This is a genomic window from Niveibacterium sp. COAC-50 (genome assembly GCF_013184235.1).
Lineage (GTDB): Bacteria > Pseudomonadota > Gammaproteobacteria > Burkholderiales > Rhodocyclaceae > Niveibacterium > Niveibacterium microcysteis.
Window position 1 is genome coordinate 76,312 of sequence record NZ_JABCJM010000003.1, and the last position, 20,374, is coordinate 96,685.

The 20,374-nt window shown below is 60.7% G+C and carries 15 protein-coding genes; 4 read left to right on the forward strand and 11 right to left on the reverse strand.

The features are described 5' to 3' along the window. Positions 1-24: 24 nt before the first annotated feature. From HH302_RS13480 to HH302_RS13495, 4 genes are all read right to left on the reverse strand, one after another. Positions 25-2,727, reverse strand: coding sequence for an ATP-binding domain-containing protein (locus HH302_RS13480; protein WP_172202753.1), 2,703 nt, complete (start codon positions 2,725-2,727; stop codon positions 25-27). Further along, positions 2,724-3,425: a DUF4391 domain-containing protein gene (locus HH302_RS13485; RefSeq protein WP_172202754.1), complete on the reverse strand. Its 702-nt coding sequence runs from the start codon at positions 3,423-3,425 to the stop codon at positions 2,724-2,726. The genes HH302_RS13480 and HH302_RS13485 overlap by 4 nt, the downstream gene beginning before the upstream one ends. Continuing rightward, a complete protein-coding gene (locus HH302_RS13490) occupies positions 3,422-6,706 on the reverse strand; it encodes a helicase-related protein (RefSeq protein WP_172202755.1) in 3,285 nt (1,094 codons plus the stop codon). The genes HH302_RS13485 and HH302_RS13490 overlap by 4 nt, the downstream gene beginning before the upstream one ends. A gap of 616 nt (positions 6,707-7,322) precedes the next feature. After that, positions 7,323-9,983, reverse strand: coding sequence for a S8 family serine peptidase (locus tag HH302_RS13495; RefSeq protein WP_172202756.1), 2,661 nt, complete (start codon positions 9,981-9,983; stop codon positions 7,323-7,325). Between the two features lie 614 nt (positions 9,984-10,597). Here HH302_RS13495 and HH302_RS13500 point away from each other — a divergent pair. Next, entirely contained in the window at positions 10,598-10,819 is a 222-nt protein-coding gene (locus HH302_RS13500) for a hypothetical protein (protein ID WP_172202757.1), read from the forward strand. Between the two features lie 129 nt (positions 10,820-10,948). Here the strand turns inward: HH302_RS13500 and HH302_RS13505 are convergent, their stop codons facing one another. Next, on the reverse strand, positions 10,949-11,374 hold the full coding sequence (locus HH302_RS13505) for a hypothetical protein (protein WP_172202758.1): 426 nt from the start codon (positions 11,372-11,374) through the stop codon (positions 10,949-10,951). 190 nt (positions 11,375-11,564) lie between these two features. Here HH302_RS13505 and HH302_RS13510 point away from each other — a divergent pair, with 190 nt between their 5' ends. The 3 genes from HH302_RS13510 (at position 11,565) to HH302_RS13520 (ending at position 13,340) form a co-directional block, all read left to right on the forward strand. After that, a complete protein-coding gene (locus HH302_RS13510) occupies positions 11,565-11,840 on the forward strand; it encodes a hypothetical protein (RefSeq protein WP_172202759.1) in 276 nt (91 codons plus the stop codon). 49 nt (positions 11,841-11,889) lie between these two features. Beyond that, positions 11,890-12,495: a hypothetical protein gene (locus HH302_RS13515; RefSeq protein ID WP_172202760.1), complete on the forward strand. Its 606-nt coding sequence runs from the start codon at positions 11,890-11,892 to the stop codon at positions 12,493-12,495. 182 nt (positions 12,496-12,677) lie between these two features. Then, positions 12,678-13,340, forward strand: coding sequence for a hypothetical protein (locus tag HH302_RS13520; RefSeq protein ID WP_172202761.1), 663 nt, complete (start codon positions 12,678-12,680; stop codon positions 13,338-13,340). On the opposite strand, the gene HH302_RS13525 is transcribed toward HH302_RS13520, so the two are convergent. The 6 genes from HH302_RS13525 to HH302_RS13550 form a co-directional block, all read right to left on the reverse strand. Next, on the reverse strand, positions 13,333-14,319 hold the full coding sequence (locus HH302_RS13525; protein WP_172202762.1) for a GTPase domain-containing protein: 987 nt from the start codon (positions 14,317-14,319) through the stop codon (positions 13,333-13,335). The genes HH302_RS13520 and HH302_RS13525 overlap by 8 nt on opposite strands. Before the next feature lie 284 nt (positions 14,320-14,603). After that, on the reverse strand, positions 14,604-14,996 hold the full coding sequence (locus tag HH302_RS13530; protein WP_172202763.1) for a hypothetical protein: 393 nt from the start codon (positions 14,994-14,996) through the stop codon (positions 14,604-14,606). A 129-nt stretch (positions 14,997-15,125) separates the two neighbouring features. Then, complete coding sequence (locus HH302_RS13535) at positions 15,126-18,173, reverse strand: AAA family ATPase (RefSeq protein WP_172202764.1); 3,048 nt, start codon at positions 18,171-18,173, stop codon at positions 15,126-15,128. Next, positions 18,170-19,318 (reverse strand): exonuclease SbcCD subunit D, encoded by a 1,149-nt coding sequence (locus HH302_RS13540; RefSeq protein ID WP_172202765.1) that lies wholly within the window; start codon positions 19,316-19,318, stop codon positions 18,170-18,172. The genes HH302_RS13535 and HH302_RS13540 overlap by 4 nt, the downstream gene beginning before the upstream one ends. 263 nt (positions 19,319-19,581) lie before the next feature. After that, positions 19,582-19,992: a hypothetical protein gene (locus HH302_RS13545; RefSeq protein ID WP_172202766.1), complete on the reverse strand. Its 411-nt coding sequence runs from the start codon at positions 19,990-19,992 to the stop codon at positions 19,582-19,584. A gap of 8 nt (positions 19,993-20,000) precedes the next feature. Then, positions 20,001-20,336, reverse strand: coding sequence for a hypothetical protein (locus HH302_RS13550; RefSeq protein WP_172202767.1), 336 nt, complete (start codon positions 20,334-20,336; stop codon positions 20,001-20,003). Positions 20,337-20,374 lie beyond the last annotated feature (38 nt).

The window sequence follows — 20,374 nt, forward strand, 5'->3', positions numbered from 1 at the left end:
CAATTCAAGTTCGTATTGGTATGTTCAGTCGCCTTGTTGCCAGTCCTGGCAAAAGTGCGTGCGCAGACTTTCTATGGCGGATGGCAAGGTGCCCTGGCAGGTCACACCCAAGTAGGTGGCTGCGCGGGTGGTGCCGACGTACAGGTATTTGTCGAACAGCGCTGGATGCAGCGTGGCGAGCTGGTCAATGCCGACAAAGAACACAGCCTCGAATTCCAGACCCTTGATGTGCTGGATGTCGAACACGCGCACGTTGCTTTCCTGACCCACAGCCTGGCCCTCTCGGCAGGCGATGACCTGGATGTTGTGCTCGGCCAGAGCGGCGTTCAGCGCGTCGGCCACCGGAGCGACGTCGTCCTCGGTGTTCACAAAAATGGCAGTGGATGGCAACTGACCGACAAAGCGCTCAATCTCGCGAATGCGATCCGCCAGCCAACCGACAATGGTTTCTGCGTTGGTCGCTTGCTCCAGCAAGGCTGGCGCAACGCCGACACTGTCCATATGCGCAGGCAAGCTGGCGTCTTGCTCGGTACCACCGACGGCGCGGATCATGGCGCGGGCCAGATCGTTCAGCTGCTTGCTCTGCCGGTAGGAGACGGTGATCTCCTTGATGTCGAAATCGGCGAAGACCCACTTCAAGTCGTCGGCAGAGCGTGCGCCCCAGGTAGTCAGGCGTTGATTGAAGTCGCCACAGGCGAAGAATGAGCGCAGTCGCGGATGCGCTAGCGCCGCCATGCTCGCAAGCTGGATGGGCGAGAAGTCCGTTGCTTCATCCACCAGGATCTGGTTGCGGTAATGCCCCAGGATGGGCTGGAGCGATGACCACGCGGGACTATCGATGTCGCGCTGAACATTGGGCCGACTGATTAGATCGCTTGCAGCGCGCAAGATCGCGAGCAAGACGATGTCCAACTCCAGCGGGTGGATGTCGCGCGCCTCAAAGCCTTCGTGGCGATACCAGGTCTTTGCCGGTTGGCGTTCGCGCCTGAATGCACGGTAGCGCTTCGGGATGCCGTCGAGGTAGCGCTTGACCGGGTTGACGAAGCGGCGTGCGCTGGCCTGCACCAGAAGGCTTGCCCCCACCTCGGCGCGATCCGCTTCTGTCAGACCACGATCCCCCAACCACTCGATGATCTTGCCGTTGCGGGAGGCTTTGCTGACTGTGCGCTTCGATGCTGCCGCCCGGGCTTGGGCACGCACGGCTTGCATATAGGCATTGAGCGCGGCGGCACGGCCTGTGCGGGGTGCCGTGGCGTCTTCCTCCTCATCAGCGTCGGGGTCGTCCTGGTCGTCCGCATCAGTCGCTTGCGCTTGTTGCAGGCTGTCTATTACGCGGGCCAACTCGTCCAGAAAGGCTCGGTTGCGGTTGAGCTGCAGGTTGAGAGCGGCCTTGATCTTGGCGTCGGAGCCTTCCTTCAGACTGCTGACGAGTGCCTGTACTTTGGCAATCTCCACCGCCAGCGAGCCAAACATCGTCGCCAGTGCGCCATCGGCCGCCCGCGACAAGATGCCTTGCAGACGTGCGCCGAGGTTCAGGACTTCGGGAGTTTTGGCTTCGTGGAGCTGGGTCGCTGCATCGTGCAGCTCCTGCACATAGGCCTTGCGCTGCCATGCGTCGAAATCGTCAAACCATTGGATGGGACGCTCCAGTGCTGTCTCGCTCAGGCTGGTCAATCCGTCTTTCAGGACAAAGGTACCGCCGCCAGAAGCCGTTCTGAGGACGCCGAATGCGTTTCTGGCCAGCTCGCGTCGATAGTCCTGCCACGTTCTGATGCGCAGATCCGAGGCGGGAACACCTTCACGCGCAAATGCCTCCTTGAGGTATTGCTTGAGCAATTCCGTGGGCGTGAACATCAGCCAGCTGTTGGCGTGCGCAATGCCTTGGGCTGAGGCGACTGTTTCAACCAGACGTTGTTCGCCTTCTTCCAGGAAGGCGGTGTCGAGCTTTTGGCCGAGGCGTCGGATCAGGGTGGTCGTCTTGCCTGTACCAGGCGGGCCCAGGATCAACAGGCGCTTGTCGAGCGGGAGGCGGAAAATCTCGTCCTGGTATTGATCGAGGATGGGCTGATCCCGCAGTCCCATCTTGGTGATGACGCTGCGGCGAACACCGTCGATGATGTTGGCCTTGACGGTCTCCTCGGCCAGCAATTGGCCAAGAATGTCTTCGGTGACTTCCTCCCCCGCAACCTCGGTCAGCAGCGCACGCAGCGACTCGATGGTGAACGGCCCAAAATGCTCAGCTTCAACAACGGTATCGCGAGAGTCCCACCCATCGGCGAGCGCATTGGGCCGAAGCTGGGCCCGCTCAAGAACCTCAACGACGGTTCCATTGGGAAGCGTGAACTCTGCGCCAATTGCCAGTGAGGCCAGGCGTCCAACCGGCGCGCGGTAGCTGGCCAAATTGGGAAAGCCCGATACCGGCGTCGTGCGGCAAATGTAGTAGGTTTTTTCTTCTCCCTCTTCATCGACCACCACAACGCGGGCGATTGCAGGTTCTGTCACCAGTACCTGATAGCTTTCGCGGTTTGCCTGACTAATCTGATCCAGCCTTTGGATGGCTGAACTGGATGTCATTGTGTTGATGCTTGCCAGCGCATCGGAACCCAGTGTCCGCCCATCGTGCAGCTTGCTCTTGGCCGTTTCGGCAATGCTTTCGAGTTGCGCCAACGCTTCGCCAGCGACCTGCTCGATGTGTTTCCTCGATTCGTCATTCAGGCTCTGCGTCATGCACTCTCCCTCCCGGTCAATTCTTCAAGTTCGTTTTTAAGCTGCCGCAAGTGCGCGTTGATCTCTACCTTGCGGTTGAATTGTTTTTCTTTGGCAAGTCGGCTGGCGGCTTTCTCAACCTCACGCTGCTTGGCTGCAACCTGTTCAACGCGGGCGACCAAGTCAGCGAGGCTTTCTTGTGGGCGCGCGGGCGTGGGAATCAGGCGGTGAAGCGCCTGCTCATACAAGCCGCCCAAGTCGAGTGCCAAGGGCATGGCGGCGCGCTCACAGTCACTCGGCAACCAGGCCGTTGCAAAGTAGTCGCTCAGCACCCAACGGCTAGCGTCTGACTCGTTCGGGCGCTTGTACGCGGCAATCACCTGTGTTCGGCCATCAAAGCTCAGCTCGAAGATGATGGGAAACTGCACCGCGCCATCGATGCAGCGCAAAACGTCCAGATTCAGCTCCGATGACTTGAGCTGGATCGAGAAAATCTGAAGCTCTGGTACTCCCGGCTTGGCGGGCAGGTTGATCGTTTCTGGTGCCAACTTGTATTGCCAGACGATCTGCTCCACCTGCTCGACGAACAAGTCCTTCAGCCTCGTATTGGCACCGCTGTGTTCGTAGATCTTGTTCTTTGGCAGGGTACGGCCAAAAGCGGCTTGCTTCGGGTAGTTGATGAACGCGGCATTCGACTCGAATCGGGCGGGCAGGCTCATCCGGCCTCCTGAATTACGAGGAAGGTGATCAGTTCGAAGTCGTCCAGCCCGGCGATGGTATTGACCAGCGCGGTGGTCTTGCCGCCGCTGAACAGGCTGTCCAGATCCTTCTCCTCCTTCACCTCGATCATGGAGCGGATGGTCTTGCCAAGCAGGTCCGAATACACCTGCATCTTGCGGCCATCGGCCGTTTCCTTGTTGAACAGGCGGCAGGCATCCGGAATGGGCTGGGCTTGCCCCTTGCAACAGGTGCGCACCAGATCGAGCAGGCGCTTGACCTCGGTGTGGTCGTGAATAACTTCACCCTCGCGGTTGATGTAGACGAGGTAGTAAGGGTGCAGCCGGTTGTGCTGGCTAACATTGACGCTCGGATTGCGGTTGCGAAGCGTGAAGATCACGCCCGGGCGCAGGCCCAACTCCGGCTTGGCAGGCACTACGGCGTGCATCCCGCTTGGCACGTTGCTCAACTCGCCATCGGCCTTCACATAGTTGAGCAAGTCCATGCGGAAGTCATTGAGCCCGAGGTCGGTGATCGAGACGCCGGTCTTCAGGTCTTCCAGCTCAATCACTTCCTCTTGCAGACGTCGCAGTTGCTCCTTGCGATAGGACACGTCGTTGGCTTGGGCGCTCAGCACGTTGTCGTCACCGGTGGCTGTGACGTCGGCAATCATCATCCGGCTCTCAACCCGCTCCTTGAGGTTGATGTACTCGTCGAGCGAGATGTCTGGCCAGTAGTTGACCAGCTGGATACTGCTGTTGGGCGAGCCGATGCGATCCACACGGCCGAAGCGCTGGATGATGCGAACGGGGTTCCAGTGGATGTCGTAATTGATGAGGTAGTCGCAGTCCTGTAGGTTCTGGCCTTCAGAGATGCAATCAGTCCCGATCAGCAAGTCAATCTCTGCCGGTTCGTTCGGCAGCACGATGGCTTTCTCCTTCGAACGCGGCGAAAAGAGGGTGAGCAGTTCCTGGAAGTCGTAGCTCTTCTTGAGCGTGGACTTCGGCGCACCTTTGCCGGTGACTTTCGCGCTGTGCAGGGTCTGTTTGGCTAGCAACTCCGGAGCCAAATTGGCATACAGATAGTCAGCGGTGTCGGCAAAGGCGGTGAAGATCAGCACCTTTTTGTTGCCGGGATTGATCGGTCCTGCGATCTTCTCCAGAACCAGTGCCTTCAGGTGCTGCAGCTTGGCGTCATCGGCAGGCGTGATCTTGTTCATCGACGCCAGCAAGGCATCAATGATTTCCAGATCGACCTTCAGCTCGTGCTCCCAAGAAGGCAAGTCCATGTCGGCGAGGCTGATCTTGACCTTGCCGCCGATCTCACTGTCCCCAATGCTGGGTAGGTCGTCGTCGTCTGCGTCGAGGTTTTCCAACTGGCCGGTCAGGTCATCGATGCTGCTGTCAATGCCACTGAGGTTGCCGGTCTGATTGAACGTGCTGATCTTGGCCAGCGTATTCGTGTGGTTCGCACGCAGGGACTGGAGCGTCAAGCGGAAGGACTCAATCGAGCTTTCAAGACGCTTGAGCAGGTTGGTGGTCATCAACGCCTGCAGGCTCTTTTCGCGGTCAGCTTGCTTGAGCTTGCCTTTTCCGCCTGACACCTGCGTGTCGTACATTTCCTCGTACTTCTTGAGCCGACTTGGCAGGATGTAGCTGATCGGGGCGTACACGGCGAGCTTGAGCAGGGACAGTTGCTCGAAGATCTCGTTGAAGCTCATCACGTCCGTTCGCTGCGTGAGCGGGCTGTGGAACGACAAGGGTTTGCGGCGCTCGGGGAATTGGCCAATGTCCTTGGTGTCGTAGAACGTCTGGATATGCTTGCGCGAGCGTGCGATGGTGACGCTGTCGAGCAATTCGAAGAAGTCGAAGTCCAGCGAGTCCAGGATGGCCCGCGCTGTGCGCTCTTCCGGTGGAAGCTTTGCCCATGCGTTGAAGCTGGCCTGCGCACCGCGAAAAATGTCCTCTACCGTCTTGCCGGTGCGCAGCTTCTTGCTGAGGTTTTCGGAGTCGCCCTCGTAGGCCAGTGCCAGTTGGTTGCGCAGGTCATTGAAGCGGTTGTTCACCGGGGTAGCCGAAAGCATCAGCACCTTGGTTTTCACGCCCTCCTTGATGACCTTGTTCATCAGCTTCTGGTAACGGGTTTCCTTGTCCTTGTAGGCGTCGTTATTGCGGAAGTTGTGCGACTCGTCGATGACGACGAGGTCGTAGTTGCCCCAGTTGATGCGGTTCAGCGGTGTGCCAAACGACTCGCCGCTGGTGCGGCTGAGGTCGGTATGACAAAGTACGTCGTAGTTGAACCGGTCGCGGGCAAAGATGTTGGTCTTAAGGTTGCGGTTGTAGTTGAGCCAGTTGTCCGCCAGCTTCTTGGGGCATAACACCAGGACTGACTTGTTACGCAGCTCGTAATACTTGACGACCGCCAGGGCCGTGAACGTCTTGCCCAAGCCAACGCTGTCGGCCAGGATGCAACCGCTGTAGGTTTCCAGCTTGTTGATGATCCCAGTGGCCGCATCTTTCTGGTAGTTGAAGAGCTTGTTCCAGATGAGCGTGTCTTGGTAGCCCGTGCGGTCGTTCGGCAGGACATCCTCGTTGATGTCGTCCAGAAACTCATTGAAGATGTTGTAGAGCATCAGGAAGTAGATGCTCTCGGGAGAGTTTTCCTGATACACGGACGCAATGTGGTCGCAAATCTGGGCCGTCACATCTTCCAGCTTCTCGGGGTCTTGCCAGATCTGGTTAAACAGACTGAGGTAGGTCGCCGTAAAGGTCGGCTCGTCCATCTTGTTGACGAGGTTTGAGACAGCGTTGCCCTGCTGGTAGCCAAGATCGACTGCGGTAAAGCCGTGCAATGGCATGTAGGCAGTCTCTGCGGCGGCAGCCTGAACACAGGCGAACTGCTGCATCGGTGCCTTGCTGCGATTGGACTTGAACGTTGCCTTGCGCCGCATCCAGTCCGCGCACTCTTTTGCAATTGCGCGCTGGGTCAGTTTGTTGCGGAGCTGAATCTCGAACTCACTCCCGTACAGACTCCGCTCGCGGTCAGCCTTCGGGATGTGGAATTCTTTGCGTTCCTTGCGAATCTTGTCGGTGACCTCGTTGGCGGTGAACGTCGGCGAGGTAAAGATGAATTGCAGCTCGTCGATTCTTTCCAGCTCTGCTTTGAGCGCTTCAAACGCGTACATCGAAAAGCAGGAGGCCGCGATCTTCAGGCGAGCACCGGGTTTGAGCGTCTGCTTTAGGTCGTCGCCGAGCAGGCGGTTAATGTTGTCGATAAGTTCCATCAAGAGGTCGTCATTGAAGTCGTATCTTCGTTAGATTCCAGTACGGCAGGTCTCGCGCGATAGCCGGCGATCTGAGCGCCGTGCAACGGGCACCCTGGTTTGATCCAGAGCACGGCGAGCACATTCGACGCTAACTATGCGCAAGGCGTGTCCACTCGCTGCGAGGCGACCATTTACGTGGAGCGCGCACTAGCCGTCACAGACCATTCGGAGACTTTATGCGACCGTACGGAGCAAGCAATTCGATTCAAGATAATGCTTGAGCAGGATCATAGCGATTCGGGTGACGCCGCACAAAAGATGGCAGCGACATCTGAGAGGGCAGCGTAAGGGCGATTAACCTTTTGGGGCGGCGCAGATCGGTTCCACCGTCGCTCTCTTAGATGTCACACCGTTATGTAATTCGCATGCTCCCCGCTGTTGATCTGAATGACGTGTCAGTGACCTCGTTCAATCAATATCAGCCTCAAATATGGCGACGACTACCGTGTAGGTCTGGGCGTCATACACCCCTCGCATTTACCTAGGGACTCATTTCGCTCACAACGAGGCGCTATCCAGCGAGACCGATTCGGGCATCGCTGGAATCGGGAATCGCCCCCGAGCACCTAGCGATTCAGTGCTTTGACACCTCTGCCGCATGAATCAGTCGCTCGAATGGACTAGCGGCTTGCACGCTGGCACTACCGAATTTGGAGATCGACGTGTCATCCGGCAGCACGGCAAAGTTCAACCCGACTAGATTGCTTGACACGTTGATCAGTTGCGGACTCGCCTTGAGTGGCCAGACTCCACATAACTCCCCGAGTTCGCAGATGTAACCACTCGCATTCGGATCATTGCCAGCGAGCAGTACATACGTGCCCGGCGCAACGCCAGACATCGAGAAAGCATAGGTGCCGTTCGATGAAAGCATTGCGGTGCCGTACTGTCGTTTCAGGGTCAGCGGATCAACCAGCATCACCGTCATCAGACCCGCGTTACCCGGGAAAGCCCCTGCGGACACCACGACGCTCACCGGAACCGAGACGACGCCCGTTGAACCGGTCGCCGTTATGACTGCGCGATGTGCGCCGACGGAGAGTTTCGCCCGATCGACCGTCACCGAGTACGCACCAAGCCGGTTTCGATCCACCGAACTGGGCGCGACCGTCACCCACGGGGCATTGGTGGTCACTGAGGTCACCGAGAGCGCGCCACCGCCAACGTTGCGCAGTTCGAAACTCATCTGAACCCGCGCGGCGCCAAAGGACAGCAGCTTCTCTGAACTCGACAATACCGGTGCAACGGGCGCCGCGACGGCCAGATTCTGCGCAGCCAGGACAGCCTTGTACGCATTGATCAGCCCATATCCAAACTGATCATCGCGACCGGCGGCGCCGATGTCATCCGTCATCGCGCCGGACGCCAACAGTTGATCCACTTGCGCAGGCGTAATGCCCGGATTGACTGCGCGCATCAGGGCAATGACACCGGCGACGTGCGGGCTGGCCATCGAAGTACCCGCCATTGCGTCGTAGCTCCATCCCGGGGCGCCGCTGGTATCGACGCCCACTGTGCTGATCACCTGATCCGGGCGACCGTCCGCATTTTCGTCCAGGTACTGGCTTCCACCGGGCGCGGCGACCGTGATACGGGAACCGAAGTTGGAGTATTCGGCCAGGCTACGGTCCGGCCCGACGGCACTCACTGAGATGACGCCGCTGTAGGACGCAGGGTAGGACAGACGCTCTGTGTGTTCGTTGCCGGCTGCAGCCACGACGATCACGCCCTGTGCCCGTGCTGCGGTAATCGCGTCCTGAAAGGCTTGATCGAAGCCGGGGCCACCGAGGCTCATATTCACGATATCGGCACGCTGCGCCGGAACACGTCCTGAATCGTTCGCCAGACCCGCGGCAAAACGAAAGCCTTGCAGGATGTCGTAGTTGGTACCCTGCCCTCCGGCGCCCATCACCCGCACCGGCATCACGCGCGCCCCACCGGCGATGCCCGCAATACCCAGACCATTGTTCGTCTTCGCCGCAATCGTTCCGGCGACATGAGTGCCGTGGAAGCTCGAGGTTCTTCCGCCGTGCGCCAGATCACCTGGATCCGAAGGATCGGCGTCGATGCCGTCCCCGTCTCGCGACGAACGCGCATCATTGACGAAGTCGTAACCAGGGACCAGTTGTCCGGCGAGATCCGGATGCGTCAGCACCACCCCGGTATCGACCACCGCAACCACCACCGGCGCACCGCTTCGGGACCCGTCTGTGATGTTCCAGGCCTCAGGCAGGTTGATCAGCGGGTAATGCCACAGCAGCTTGTAGAACGGATCGTTGGGAACGGCACTGGAGCTCACCCGATAGTTCGGACTGGCGGAGCGCACATCGCTCGACGCACGCAGCGCCTTGATCTGCCGAATCGTTTCAGCCCGCGCTGACTCCTCTGGGCTCATCGCTTGGCCACTCCAGGGCTCACGTTCGGGCGATTCAACGCCCACGGTCTTGGCCGCGGCGCGCGGAAACTGCACGCGCATGGCACGATTGGCTTGTCCTGCCACTATGGTTGCGCCGGAAATCGGTTGATCCTTTGATGCGACACGATCCAGTGTCATCCCGACCACCTTGGCTTGTGCGACAGGCTGAACCGTCACGACCGCCTCACCGGGCACGAAATCACCCAAACGATTGAGGCCCGTCGCTGCCGCTTGAGCCGATACCTGATCGGCACTGGCAACGAACAACTGATAGGTGCTGGCACCGTGGATGGCACGGACAACGACGAAATAGTTACCGTCGGCCGGCACATAGAAGCCCTCGTACTGCTCAACGCCTTCTGAACTCGCGACGAGTTTGAGGTTGCTGTCGAACAGAAAGAGATCGAGGTCATTGCGTCCTGGTTGCAAGGCGTCCCAGTTGGACACCTCCAGCGCCACGATCTGACCGGCAGCAAGCGAAATCTTGAACGAATCCCACTCGTCGGCCACGTTCTCGAAACGGTCCCCCACAACACCAGTCGGCACGGCTGAAGCGAAGCCCGCGACAATGCCAGGATTGGGGATGGGCTCTGCGGTCGCCGCGGTGTCATTAGCATGCAGGGGCGACTGGGTATCGTTGGTGTCCCCCTCGGTAATGATGCCCGAGGGAACCACCACTGCACCTGAGACTGTGTAACTCGACGGCGTTGGAGTGGGCGTAGGCGGTGTAACGGTCGAGCTTCCGCCGCCTCCCCCTCCTCCACATGCAGACAACACGATGGCGACGAACGCCATCCCAAACAGCAGGGACTTCTTCATGGTTTTCTCCCTGAATGCGACGGGCCGGTCGTCCAAGGGCGGACGACCGTCATACCCGAAAGTCGGTCGGGGAGATTCTTCAAGCAGCGAGGCTCACTGCATGAGCTTGCGGATCCCAGCGACATGATCTGGCGCAAAAGTGAGGATCGCTGTATGCGAATCGTCACGCAGACAATTGTCACCCGCGGCCTCAAGTGGATTGAAATGTGCGCGGCCCGTCCACACGATGGGCTCATCGCCGCTTCTGCTCCACGTGCGGGCGATTCAGTCACCGGGGGCAGACCCTGGCAACCGGCCAAGCCGGGTCCAAAGAGGCTGAGTCCTTTCTGGAGTCAAACCATGATCCGTAATTGACTGCTTTTGCATGCGAGAGCTACTGGTTTACCAGTGTTGTCCGAAGCGTTCAATTCGGACGCGCCCACCGGAGGCGTCGATCGCGTCATGCAGCAACTTCGCCTCATGGCCAATGCACCTTTTGGGATCCGCATTGACGAAGTGCGCCGCATCATGGACGAGGCAGCAGGGACGCTGGCGCTTGCGGCGCAGCCACCCTTCTCGCTGTGCCAGGCAGAAGTCGAACCGGCAGGCGATCGCGGCGTGCGCGTGGAGCTGTTGTGTACGCGCCCCGTAGACCGACGATTCAGCCGGGCCGGTCCGATGCGGACAAGGATCTTTCCAACACGCTGAGCCCCAAGCATCAGTACTTCCGCCCGCAGCTATTCGATCCCGACTGGAAGCCGCCGCTGGCCAACTACGTGATCGCCAGCCAGCGAACGCCGACGATCGTGATGGGCGACGGGCCTACAGGACAGAAAGGCCTCGATCGTGGCTGGTGAGCGTTGTGGGCTCACATGGCGAACAGCGCCCTCGGTGTGAGGCAAGAATGTGTCTAGGGAGTCCGGGGCGATTCAGAAGCGTAACACTCGGATATGGGGGCATGGCGCTGCAGCGGCTCAGGGGAGTTCCTACGACTCCCGGGAGAGATCCCATTCCAGTGCGCGTCTGATGTCCTTTTCGACATCGTCAATGAACACCTTGCGATCCCGCATGCTTTTACTGAACTCCTTGAATGTCGCCTCAAATGACTTGCACCACGCGTAGTCCAGTATCGAGTACTCGCGGATTCCCCATTCCTGCATCGCCTTAGAGACCGTAAAGAGCGTCCTGAACAGTCGAGGCTCGCGTCGTAGGGCGAGCCGATCGCGATAGAGAAGGTAGTGGTAGGAGGTGGGGTTGGGAACGCTTGGGATGAAGACCACGAGGTACTTCAATCCGATATCTCGGTTAGAGCGATCACCTCTGTTCAACGCGGGGTTGCGATAGCACCGAAGTACAAACACCTCTTTGATGCTGCCTTCTTTGAACCTGCTTTCTACTTCACCGTAGTTCATAAAAAAACTTGATGTGGTTTGTACTGCGAATTACGCATTTTGCCATTAACGCGCGTGCGCGCGATACGAGTAAATTTAGGAACTTCATGGATGTAGGATTATTTTGTGCGAAACACGTCTTTTGCAGCCATTTCGCTCAGGTGAAAGTGCTGCAAGAATGCCTTTCACCAAAGCGCACAAGGAGGCATCGATGAACACCAACCACGCAAGGAACCGGGCGCAGCAACGTTGCGTTCCCCCGCTCATTGATCTCTGGCTCCTTGACTACGGCGAGCTTGCCTATGACGGTCACGGCGCCGTCCGCAGGTTCTTTTCCAAACGAAGCCTGCGGCAGATGGAACGCACCTTCGGTCGTGAACCCCTGCGTTGTTTGCGCTCGTTCCTCGACTGCTATCTGGTCGAAGCAAGCGACAACGGCGATGTCATCACCGTCGGGCATCGAACCGCCAGGATTCGGCGCCGCTGAAGCGGTGCCACGCCACATTTCCGAACTCTTTCGAAAGCGAGCAGTTCTCATGACGACTCTCTCCGCTTCACGCCCGTACATTCGGGAACGCCACGACGCATTGCGCACAATCCTTGAGCAGAACGCGTCAAATCCATCGGTGTTGGCTCAACTGATTTTGGAGTTGAGCCAGCGAAAATCCCTTGCAGCCAAGGCGCTCATGCAGGATGTTCAGCAGAGGCTTCTAGAAGTCCTCCCGCCGTTCCGTTGGCCGAGCACCGAGGCCGGCGAGGCCTCCGGTAAGCTTGATTCGACTGACTTCCAGTATCGAAACGGCATCCTCGGCTACTGTGGCTATCACGTTGGAACAAAAGGTATTCCCGCCAACGAGCGTCACGGCCGCCTTGATTTCATTTTTGCAAACCGGCTGCCGCAGGTTTTCTGCACAGCGTATCTGCACAAATGGGGGGAACAGGGTTCAGCCGCCCGCTTGCAGAAAATGGCGGAGTCCATTGCCGCGCTTGCACGGAACGCAAAGCGGCGTAAAGGCGAGAGTCACCAGTTGGCAATATCCGATTGGGAAGCCGATCTGGCGTACTTGAAGGCGACGTACTACATCGGTCGCTTTGACTTCCCCTGGCCGACGGTCGCGACCCGTCGCAAACGCCGATACTGAGTGAACTATGTCGCGTCGCGCAGAAGAGGTTCAGTCACCCCGCGTTGAGCAGAAATCGGCTGACGTCGGTGCGACTTACTCCATCATCCAGCCAGCTCGCCGTGGCGTGACCGGGCAATACCTTGTGTCAGAATGTGTCCTTTCTGCCTAAAACCCGCCTCTCAATTTCCGAGTCTTCCGGTATGGCCAATTGGTTCAAAGAAGAAATCGAGCAGTTCGGCGTCGTAGTCGAGAAGTCGATCGAGAACGCTAGCCAGCAAATCCAGCAGCATATCGACTCGATCGGAACAGAGGTCTCCAAGCAACGCTCGCTGACCCGCCATGACGTCGAACAGCTAATCGACTATGCGGCCGAGAAATTCGGTGAGGCGGTCGATCGACGCATTGAAAAGGCGAAAGTCGAGACAGCGGCATTGATCACCGACAAGCTGAACGAGGTTCGAAGCCAGTTATCGGACGCCGCAATGGAGCAAAAGCAGACCGCATTGCGCAATGCAACGGTCGGTGTGGTGGCAGCCATCGCGATAGGTTTCTTCTCATTGATCTACAAGCGGGCCCTGCACGGCGAACTCGATCTGCTTGCGATCTTCCGCACAACCGTTCTCGCAATCGCCTGTGGCCACGGTGTCTGGATCATCATTCGCGCCGTAACGGAGTATCGCAACTACAGTCGGCAGAAGAAGAACCTGCTGCTTGCTGGCGGGCAGTACTTCGGGGTCTTCAATGCACGCGGGATGCTGGGCCACATCGTTGTACTGGTCGCGATGATCTCGACATGGGTGATCCTGAACTACTGGCCAGACCTGCTGGAGTTGGCACGTGCGCGGATCCCGCCCTTCAAGTAGCCTTCCCGGACTTTGACTGCGTAGGCGCCGCCTCGGATGTGTCTCCGCCTTCCGGGGTGCTGCGACGCACAGTCTTGATCAGCTTTGCCGTGACGAAACGACCCATTTTGCCGATCCCCGGGACCGGGATCTTGTCCAGCAGCCCCTCAACAATCCCCGGTCCATATTCCTCGATCAGATCTGGCAGGTGTTTCCGTAGTAGGTCGACGACGTCATTCGGCACGCCCATACGTTGCAACAGACCTGCGACTGATTCGTTACCCTTTCGACGCAATGCGGCAGGCAGACCGGCCAACTCGACAAAACCGTTCCATAGCTTGTCAAACAAATCACCTATGGACTTAACACTGGCGTTGCCGTAGAGCAAACATGGCACTGGGAGCGCATGAGCCAGAATTGCTTTGCCCACGATTGCGCGTGAGGCCTTCCGAAGCGGCGCGTAATGCTGCTCGAGCGGGCCGCCAGAAGCACAACAAACAGCAATGATGTCAGCGTATGCGAAGCGTCCAAACGCTTCGCGATTACTTTCCACCCAACTCTGCATCTTGGGCGCTTCGTTCTCGGCCCCGGTCAATACCTGCAAGGCTGGGATCTTTCGGTCGCACATCTTCTCCACAAAGAACTCGTAGTCCTGGTCTCGCTCTTGCGTGATGCGACCGATCGTTGCCACGTGAATGATGAGGCTGAAGCCATTCTTTGACTGGCTCAGCAATTCCAGGATCTGCGTAGCGGCCTTCTCAGGGGGGACCGTTCCATGCTTGCTTTCGTGCAAACCGACCGTGTCCACCATGATGACTTGGCGGCCCTTTAACTTGAACGGTTCGTAGGTGTGGGTTCGCGACGTCACACCAAGAGCGCCGTTGTGACACGGCTGTGTCCGGCCCACCAGAAGGTTGCAGAGACTGGTCTTTCCAACCCCTGTCGAGCCAAACACCAACACTCGGATTGCATCCTCTTTACCCTGGTTTGCTTTGGTCACTTCTGCCTCACTGAATTTCCAGAACGCTTTGATGACGCCGAAGCCAGCAGGATAACGATATTTGCAACCGCCATATTCCAGCGCATATCCAGCCGACGCACGAACTGCTCAACTGGGTCCAATCGTACATCCGCTGGGAATGTCCTCCGAATCACCGCGGCTTCGCGAGCCACCTTCTTGCGTGCCGGAAGTCATGCCGTCGTTGCTTCTTGTGCCTACTCGGCATCCTTACGGGCACAGCGACAGCCGCCGTTGGCCATCACGCAGGCTATTGCACCCACCGATCAATTCAGAACCGGACGCGGCCGGGATTGCGAACAAGCTCGCGCAGAGGCGCGCGGCATCCAGATGAACCCGCACAACCAGAACAGACACGTCGACGCGTAAGCGTTTGCCTCGCGGTAGATCGGGTTGCCCATCGACAGATGCCAAGCCATGTACACGCCGTCGACGCACCACCACCAGACGAACAGGCTCAGCGGGAACCACCGCCACTGACGTCGCATCAGGATCCGCGCTGCCATGGGCGACAGCAGGTAGGTGAACGCGACCATCAGAATCGACACGCCGACATCCCAATCCCCGATGTCGAGCGTCAGCGCACCCCAGAGCAGCCACGCCATCCCCACGCGAAATGCGACGAGCTTCCACGGGCGGCGCAATTCGCCCGGAGGCATTTGCGGATGAAACGTTTCCCACCGAGGAAGGCTTTCGAATGTTGCAAATAAGGCGCTAACGGTCTGCGGACGCTAAGCGCTCGTCGCCACGGTGCGGTTTTGGTGCAACGGGCCTCGGAAGAAGGGTGCTCATAAAGCGAACGCGATCCGACTCCCCTTGGTCGACGGCCTGACCTCCAGCCGAACGTCGATGCGTTCCCTCAACTCGGTGACATGACTGATGATCCCGACCAGCCGGCCGCCCTGCTGCAGGTCGATCAGCGTGTTGATGGCGAAGTCGAGACTCTCCGGATCGAGCGTGCCGAAGCCCTCGTCCACGAACAGCGTCTCGAGCTGAATGCCGCCGGTGCGCGACTGCACGACATCAGCCAGCCCAAGGGCCAGCGACAGGGCTGCGAGAAAGCCCTCGCCACCCGACAGCGTATTGGCCGGTCGGGCGGTGCCGGTCTGGTGGTCGAACACCTGCAGATCGAGGCCGCCGGCGCTGCGCATGTCGGTCTGCGTTTGCACCCGTTGCAGTTCATAGCGGCTACGGCTCATCCGCAGCAGGCGGATTGAGGCTGCTTCAAGCACCTCGTCGAGCAAGGTGGCGAGTACGTAGCGCTGGAATGTCATGCGGTGTGGGTTCTGCCCGTCGGCGATCTCGGACAGGCGCCCGAGCACCGCGTAGCGCGCCATCAAGTCCTGGTTCTCCTCGGCGAGTTGGGCGAGGCGGGTGTGCGCTCGGCCCAGTTCCTCTAGACGCGAACGCACCTTCTCGACCGCCTCGATGGCGTTCGTCAGCGCCGACTCAGCCTCGGCGGCACGCTGCCCGAGCGCCGCGAGATCGGGCGGGGCCAGATCCTTCGCCCGCGCTTGGGCCGAGGTCAGGCGCTGCTCTGCCTGCGCCCTGGCGTGCTCGTACTCGCGCGCAGCAACCTCCAGGGCAGCCAACTCCGACGCGGCGAGCCGCGCGGCCTGGCAGGCTTCAGGGTCGGCAAAGTCGTGGTCGCGCAGCGCGACGGCGAGAGCCTCCTCGGCATCGCGGCCCTCCTCGACAGCTTGCTCGCGCGCCGCAGCGCGCTCCCGCTGCCTTGATTGGGCGGCGGACAGCGCCTCGACGGCGCGTTTGTCCGCGTCCTGCGCCTTGCGGAGCGCGGCATCGAGAGCGTCGAGGTGCGCGATTGCCGTCTGGCGTGCTGCAGCCAACGCCCCCGGCGCACGCAACGCTTCCGGCACGGCGTTCAGGTGCAGCGTACTGGCGGCAATGGCGCCCGCATGTTCGGCCTTGAGCTTCTCCAGCACGGGCTGGCGCTGGGCGATGGCTTGCTCGGTTTTCTCGCTGCGCTCGGCAAGTTCGGCCAGTTGCTGTTCGAGCGCAACCTGTTCCTGCGCGGCCACCGTGACCGCCTGGCACGCGGCGGCGGCAGCGGATTGTCTGCGCTCACCCTCCTCCAGCGACAGCCCGGCCAGTTCGACCAGACTCTGCTGCAGCAAGGCCAGACGATTGGAGACGAACTGCAACTGGGCATCGGCGTCTTGCCGGCGGACTCGCGCCTGCTCCAGCGCCGCTTCGGCGCTCGTTGCGGCGGTGCGGGCAACCTCCAGGGATTCGTCCGAGACGATCTCCGAGCCGGCGTGCGCTGGGGCGGGATGTTCGCTGGCGCCACACACCGGGCAGGGACAACCGGCCTCGAGCAATGCCGCCAGCCGTGCGGCCTGCCCCGCCACCCAGGCACGTTCGATGCCTGAGCGGGATTCAAGCGCCGCATCGCGTGCCGCCACAGCCTTGTTGAGCGCCGTGTCGGCCTGATCACGCCCGGCCTTGCACACCGCAAGCTCTTCGCGCACCGCGGCCAGCTCGCGCAGCATGGCGACCTGCCCCACGAGGCGCTCATGATCGGCATCTGCCGCCGCCTTCAGGGCGGCCTTCTTCAGCGCGACCTCTCTCTGCTCTGTGAGCGACTGGCGGGCGACACCGAGCTTCTTGAGTTCGTCCTGGCGCGCGTCTTGTGCCACTTGCTCAGCCTGCAGCGCCTTGCTCACGGAGACGCGCTCGCGCTCAGCCTTCTGCCAGGCCTCCAGCGCGTTCGCGATCGAGTCCAGATCGCCGACACGCTGCCGCGCCTCGACACGATCCGGTTCCTTCTGTTGTTCGCGCTGGAGTTCGTCGGCGGCCTTGCGGGCGGCTTCAGCCTGGGCCGCCAAGGCGTCGTTGGCCTCGCCAAGCAGGGCGTCCGCCCGCGCCAGCCCAAGCTTGGCACGCGCTTGCCGATCCAGTGCTGGCGCCACCGCCATGGCGCGGCGTGCGGCCTCGATCCTTGCCTGCCGCGCCTGATGCTCACGCAGGCCTTCGGCGACCGATGCATGGTGGGCGGCCGCAGAGACGGCCTCGTCCAGCGCGGCGCTTGCCTGCCGCCCCGCCTCGAGGGCGTCTCGTGCCTCGTTGTGCTGGACCGCAACCGAAGTCTGGTGCGCCCGTGCCGACGCAAGTGCGGAGTCCTGCGCCGCAATCTGGTCGGCCAGTTCGGTGTCGTTCGTGACGCCCACCTGGCCGAGGACGCCGGCGCGCTGTTGCTCGATTCGCCTGGCTGCCTCCTTGAGCCCTGCAGAGGCGCGTTTAAGGGCCTCCTCGATCCGCTGGTAGATCTCGGTGTGGAAGAGGCGCGCCAGAATCTCCTCGCGTTCCGACGAGTTCGCGGTCAGCACATCGCGGAAGCGCCCCTGCGGCAACACGATGACCTGGCGGAACTGCTCTTCCGAAAAACCGAGCAGGCCGCGGATCTGCTCCGTGACCCTGCTCGCCTGCTGAGCGAGCGGTGACCAGGCGCCGTTCTCCCAGACCGCCAGTTCGGCCGTGGCCGCCACTTCGGTAGTGCCGCTGCCGCGCAGCCTGGCGCGCACCTGGGCGGGACTGCGCTCCACGCGATAGCGCTGCTCGCCCAGCGCAAATTCGAGTTCGACCCGCGTCGGCATGCTCGCGTCGGCATGGTCGGATCGCATGGCCTTGGGCTGGCGTTCGCCGCCCGATGTGCTGCCGTACAGCGCAAAACAGATCGCGTCGAGCAGGGTGGTCTTGCCTGCGCCGGTGGGGCCGTGGATCAGGAAGAACGAGCGGGTGCCAAGCTGGGCGAAGTCCACGGTTTCGCATCCGGCGAAGGGGCCGAACGCTTGCATGGTGATCTTCAGCGGTTTCATCGTGCCGCTCCTTCCTGCGTGACAACGTCGGCCAGCACCGCCTCGAAGGCCGCTTGGCGCGGCCCGTCCAGCGCCTCGTCTGCGACATCGCGCAGGAAGCTGGCAAAGAGATCGACAGGTTCGAGGTGGCGCAGCGCTTGTCCGCGCTGCAGGCCCTCGCCCGCCTGATTCAGCACCAGGCGTTCTATCGACAGCGCGTTGGGATAGCTTTCTCGCAGGCGGGCCATCGGCTCGAGCAGCGCCCCCTCGTCGGTGAGCCGGGCGTGGACATAGTCCGACGCTCGCGGGTCGATTCGGCCAGCCTCGATCAGCGCCTGCAAGCTACCGGTCTGAACGCGCAGATCGCGTTGAGGGGTAAGTGGATGCTCAGTGACTGACACCGCGCCGGCGCGGTCGACCTCGACCAGCGAAACCGACTTCGTATGTTCAACCTCGGACAGCGAGTACTTCATCAGCGAACCCGCGTAGCGCAGCCGCCCTTCGGCGAAGCTCTGAGGCCGGTGCAGGTGCCCGAGCGCCACATAGTCAAAGCCCTCGAAGACCTCGCCGCCCACCGCACCGCTGCCCCCTACCGACAGGGGGCGCTCCGACTCGCTGGCACTGCCGCCCACGACGAACGCATGCGCTACCAGCACGTTCCGCGGCGAGCGATCCGCTGCGCACTGGATCTCCTTGAGCTGAAGCTGCATGGCTGCGGCGTGGTCGATCGCGTCATCAATCTGGTGGGCCGCGCGCACCACCGCCGGTTCGGCATAAGGGAGCGCGTGGACGCTCACTTCACCGGCGACGTCCTGAAACCGGATGCGCACCGGCGCCGCGGGACGGCCAGCCACATGCAGCCCGTTGGCGCTCATGAGACGGGCGCCAAAACCAAGGCGCTCGCCACTGTCGTGATTGCCGGCAATCATCACCACCGGAATCCGCAGCCCGAGAACCAGCCGCGAGAGCACGTCATCGAGCAAGGCAACCGCATCGGGCGGCGGCACGGCGCGGTCATAGACATCGCCTGCAATCAGGACGGCATCTGGCCGTTCGGAGCGCGCCAGATCGATGAGCTGTTCAAGCACATGGGCCTGATCTTCGAGCAGGCTGCGGGCATTGAAGAGCCGGCCCAGGTGCCAATCGGATGTATGTAGAAAGCGCATTTGGATCGAATTGGAAGCAGATGAAGCGAAGTCTAGTGTCGCAATAGTGGGCATTAAGACCCAAGGTCGAGCGCCTTGCCCTTGAAAACCAGGTTCAGGAACCCACCCCGAAATCGAAGGGATAAGAACTGGTGATCCGACACTTCAAGATGGCTCGATGACGATGACTGGTGCAACGCCCGGGTCAATCCCGGCCACAACAAAAGCAGATTGAATGGTGTCGTTGGGATTTCAGTCTCCGTCGTTCAACAATTTGGCTCGTGTCAAAGCTGAATGTCGCGGGGGCGAAGCGCGATCACTTTCAACGACGCGCGCGGCAACCAGATAAACCCGCACAGCCAGAACAGACACGTCGACGCGTAGGCATTGGCCTCGCGGTAGATCGGGTTGCCCATCGACAGATGCCAGGCCATGTACACGCCGTCGACGCACCACCACCAGGCGAGCAGACTCAGCGGTAGCCACCGCCACCGACGTCGCATCAGGATCCGCGCAGCCATGGGCGATAGCAGGTAGGTGAACACGCCCATCAGAATCGATACGCCGACATCCCAATCCCCGATGTCGAGTGTCAGCGCACCCCAGAGCAGCCATGCCATGCCCACAGCGAACGTGGCAAGTTTCCACGGGCGGCGCCATTCGCCGGGTGCGAGCAGTTCCAGCAGTTGCCTCATCGTCGGCATCATCGCTCGCGACGCGCGCATTGCCGCGAGCGCCAGCGACCTCGCGCGGGCGTGTCGTCATCTGGCGCAACGAACAGCCCGCGCAGGAGAACTGCCACGATCAATCCGGCACCGAACGCCGCCGGGGCGATCCAGGTGGCGCGCGGTTCGCCCTGCAGCAGATCGAATACGTCTGTCAGAGCGAGCAGCATCAGCAGCAGGATCGCAAGATCGAGCACGGCGCGAACGGCCGTGCACCCCCACTCCACCAGCCAGTGGCGCGGTGGCAGTCTGTCGTCGTGCAACGCGGCGCGCGGGGCGGCGTAGAGGTTGTCGCGGTTCATCACGTCGGCCATGGGGGCTCCTGCGCGTGTATATCGGGTCTGCGGCGTCT

Coding starts and splice junctions, on each gene's coding strand:
- HH302_RS13505 (WP_172202758.1), bottom strand. CDS start 11,374: ATGAACTACGGTGAAGTAGAAAGCAGGTTCAAAGAAGGCAGCATCAAA.
- HH302_RS13495 (WP_172202756.1), bottom strand. CDS start 9,983: ATGAAGAAGTCCCTGCTGTTTGGGATGGCGTTCGTCGCCATCGTGTTG.
- HH302_RS13550 (WP_172202767.1), bottom strand. CDS start 20,336: ATGGCCGACGTGATGAACCGCGACAACCTCTACGCCGCCCCGCGCGCC.
- HH302_RS13530 (WP_172202763.1), bottom strand. CDS start 14,996: ATGCCTCCGGGCGAATTGCGCCGCCCGTGGAAGCTCGTCGCATTTCGC.
- HH302_RS13485 (WP_172202754.1), bottom strand. CDS start 3,425: ATGAGCCTGCCCGCCCGATTCGAGTCGAATGCCGCGTTCATCAACTAC.
- HH302_RS13515 (WP_172202760.1), top strand. CDS start 11,890: ATGACGACTCTCTCCGCTTCACGCCCGTACATTCGGGAACGCCACGAC.
- HH302_RS13510 (WP_172202759.1), top strand. CDS start 11,565: ATGAACACCAACCACGCAAGGAACCGGGCGCAGCAACGTTGCGTTCCC.
- HH302_RS13520 (WP_172202761.1), top strand. CDS start 12,678: ATGGCCAATTGGTTCAAAGAAGAAATCGAGCAGTTCGGCGTCGTAGTC.
- HH302_RS13490 (WP_172202755.1), bottom strand. CDS start 6,706: ATGGAACTTATCGACAACATTAACCGCCTGCTCGGCGACGACCTAAAG.
- HH302_RS13540 (WP_172202765.1), bottom strand. CDS start 19,318: ATGCGCTTTCTACATACATCCGATTGGCACCTGGGCCGGCTCTTCAAT.
- HH302_RS13545 (WP_172202766.1), bottom strand. CDS start 19,992: ATGAGGCAACTGCTGGAACTGCTCGCACCCGGCGAATGGCGCCGCCCG.
- HH302_RS13480 (WP_172202753.1), bottom strand. CDS start 2,727: ATGACGCAGAGCCTGAATGACGAATCGAGGAAACACATCGAGCAGGTC.
- HH302_RS13535 (WP_172202764.1), bottom strand. CDS start 18,173: ATGAAACCGCTGAAGATCACCATGCAAGCGTTCGGCCCCTTCGCCGGA.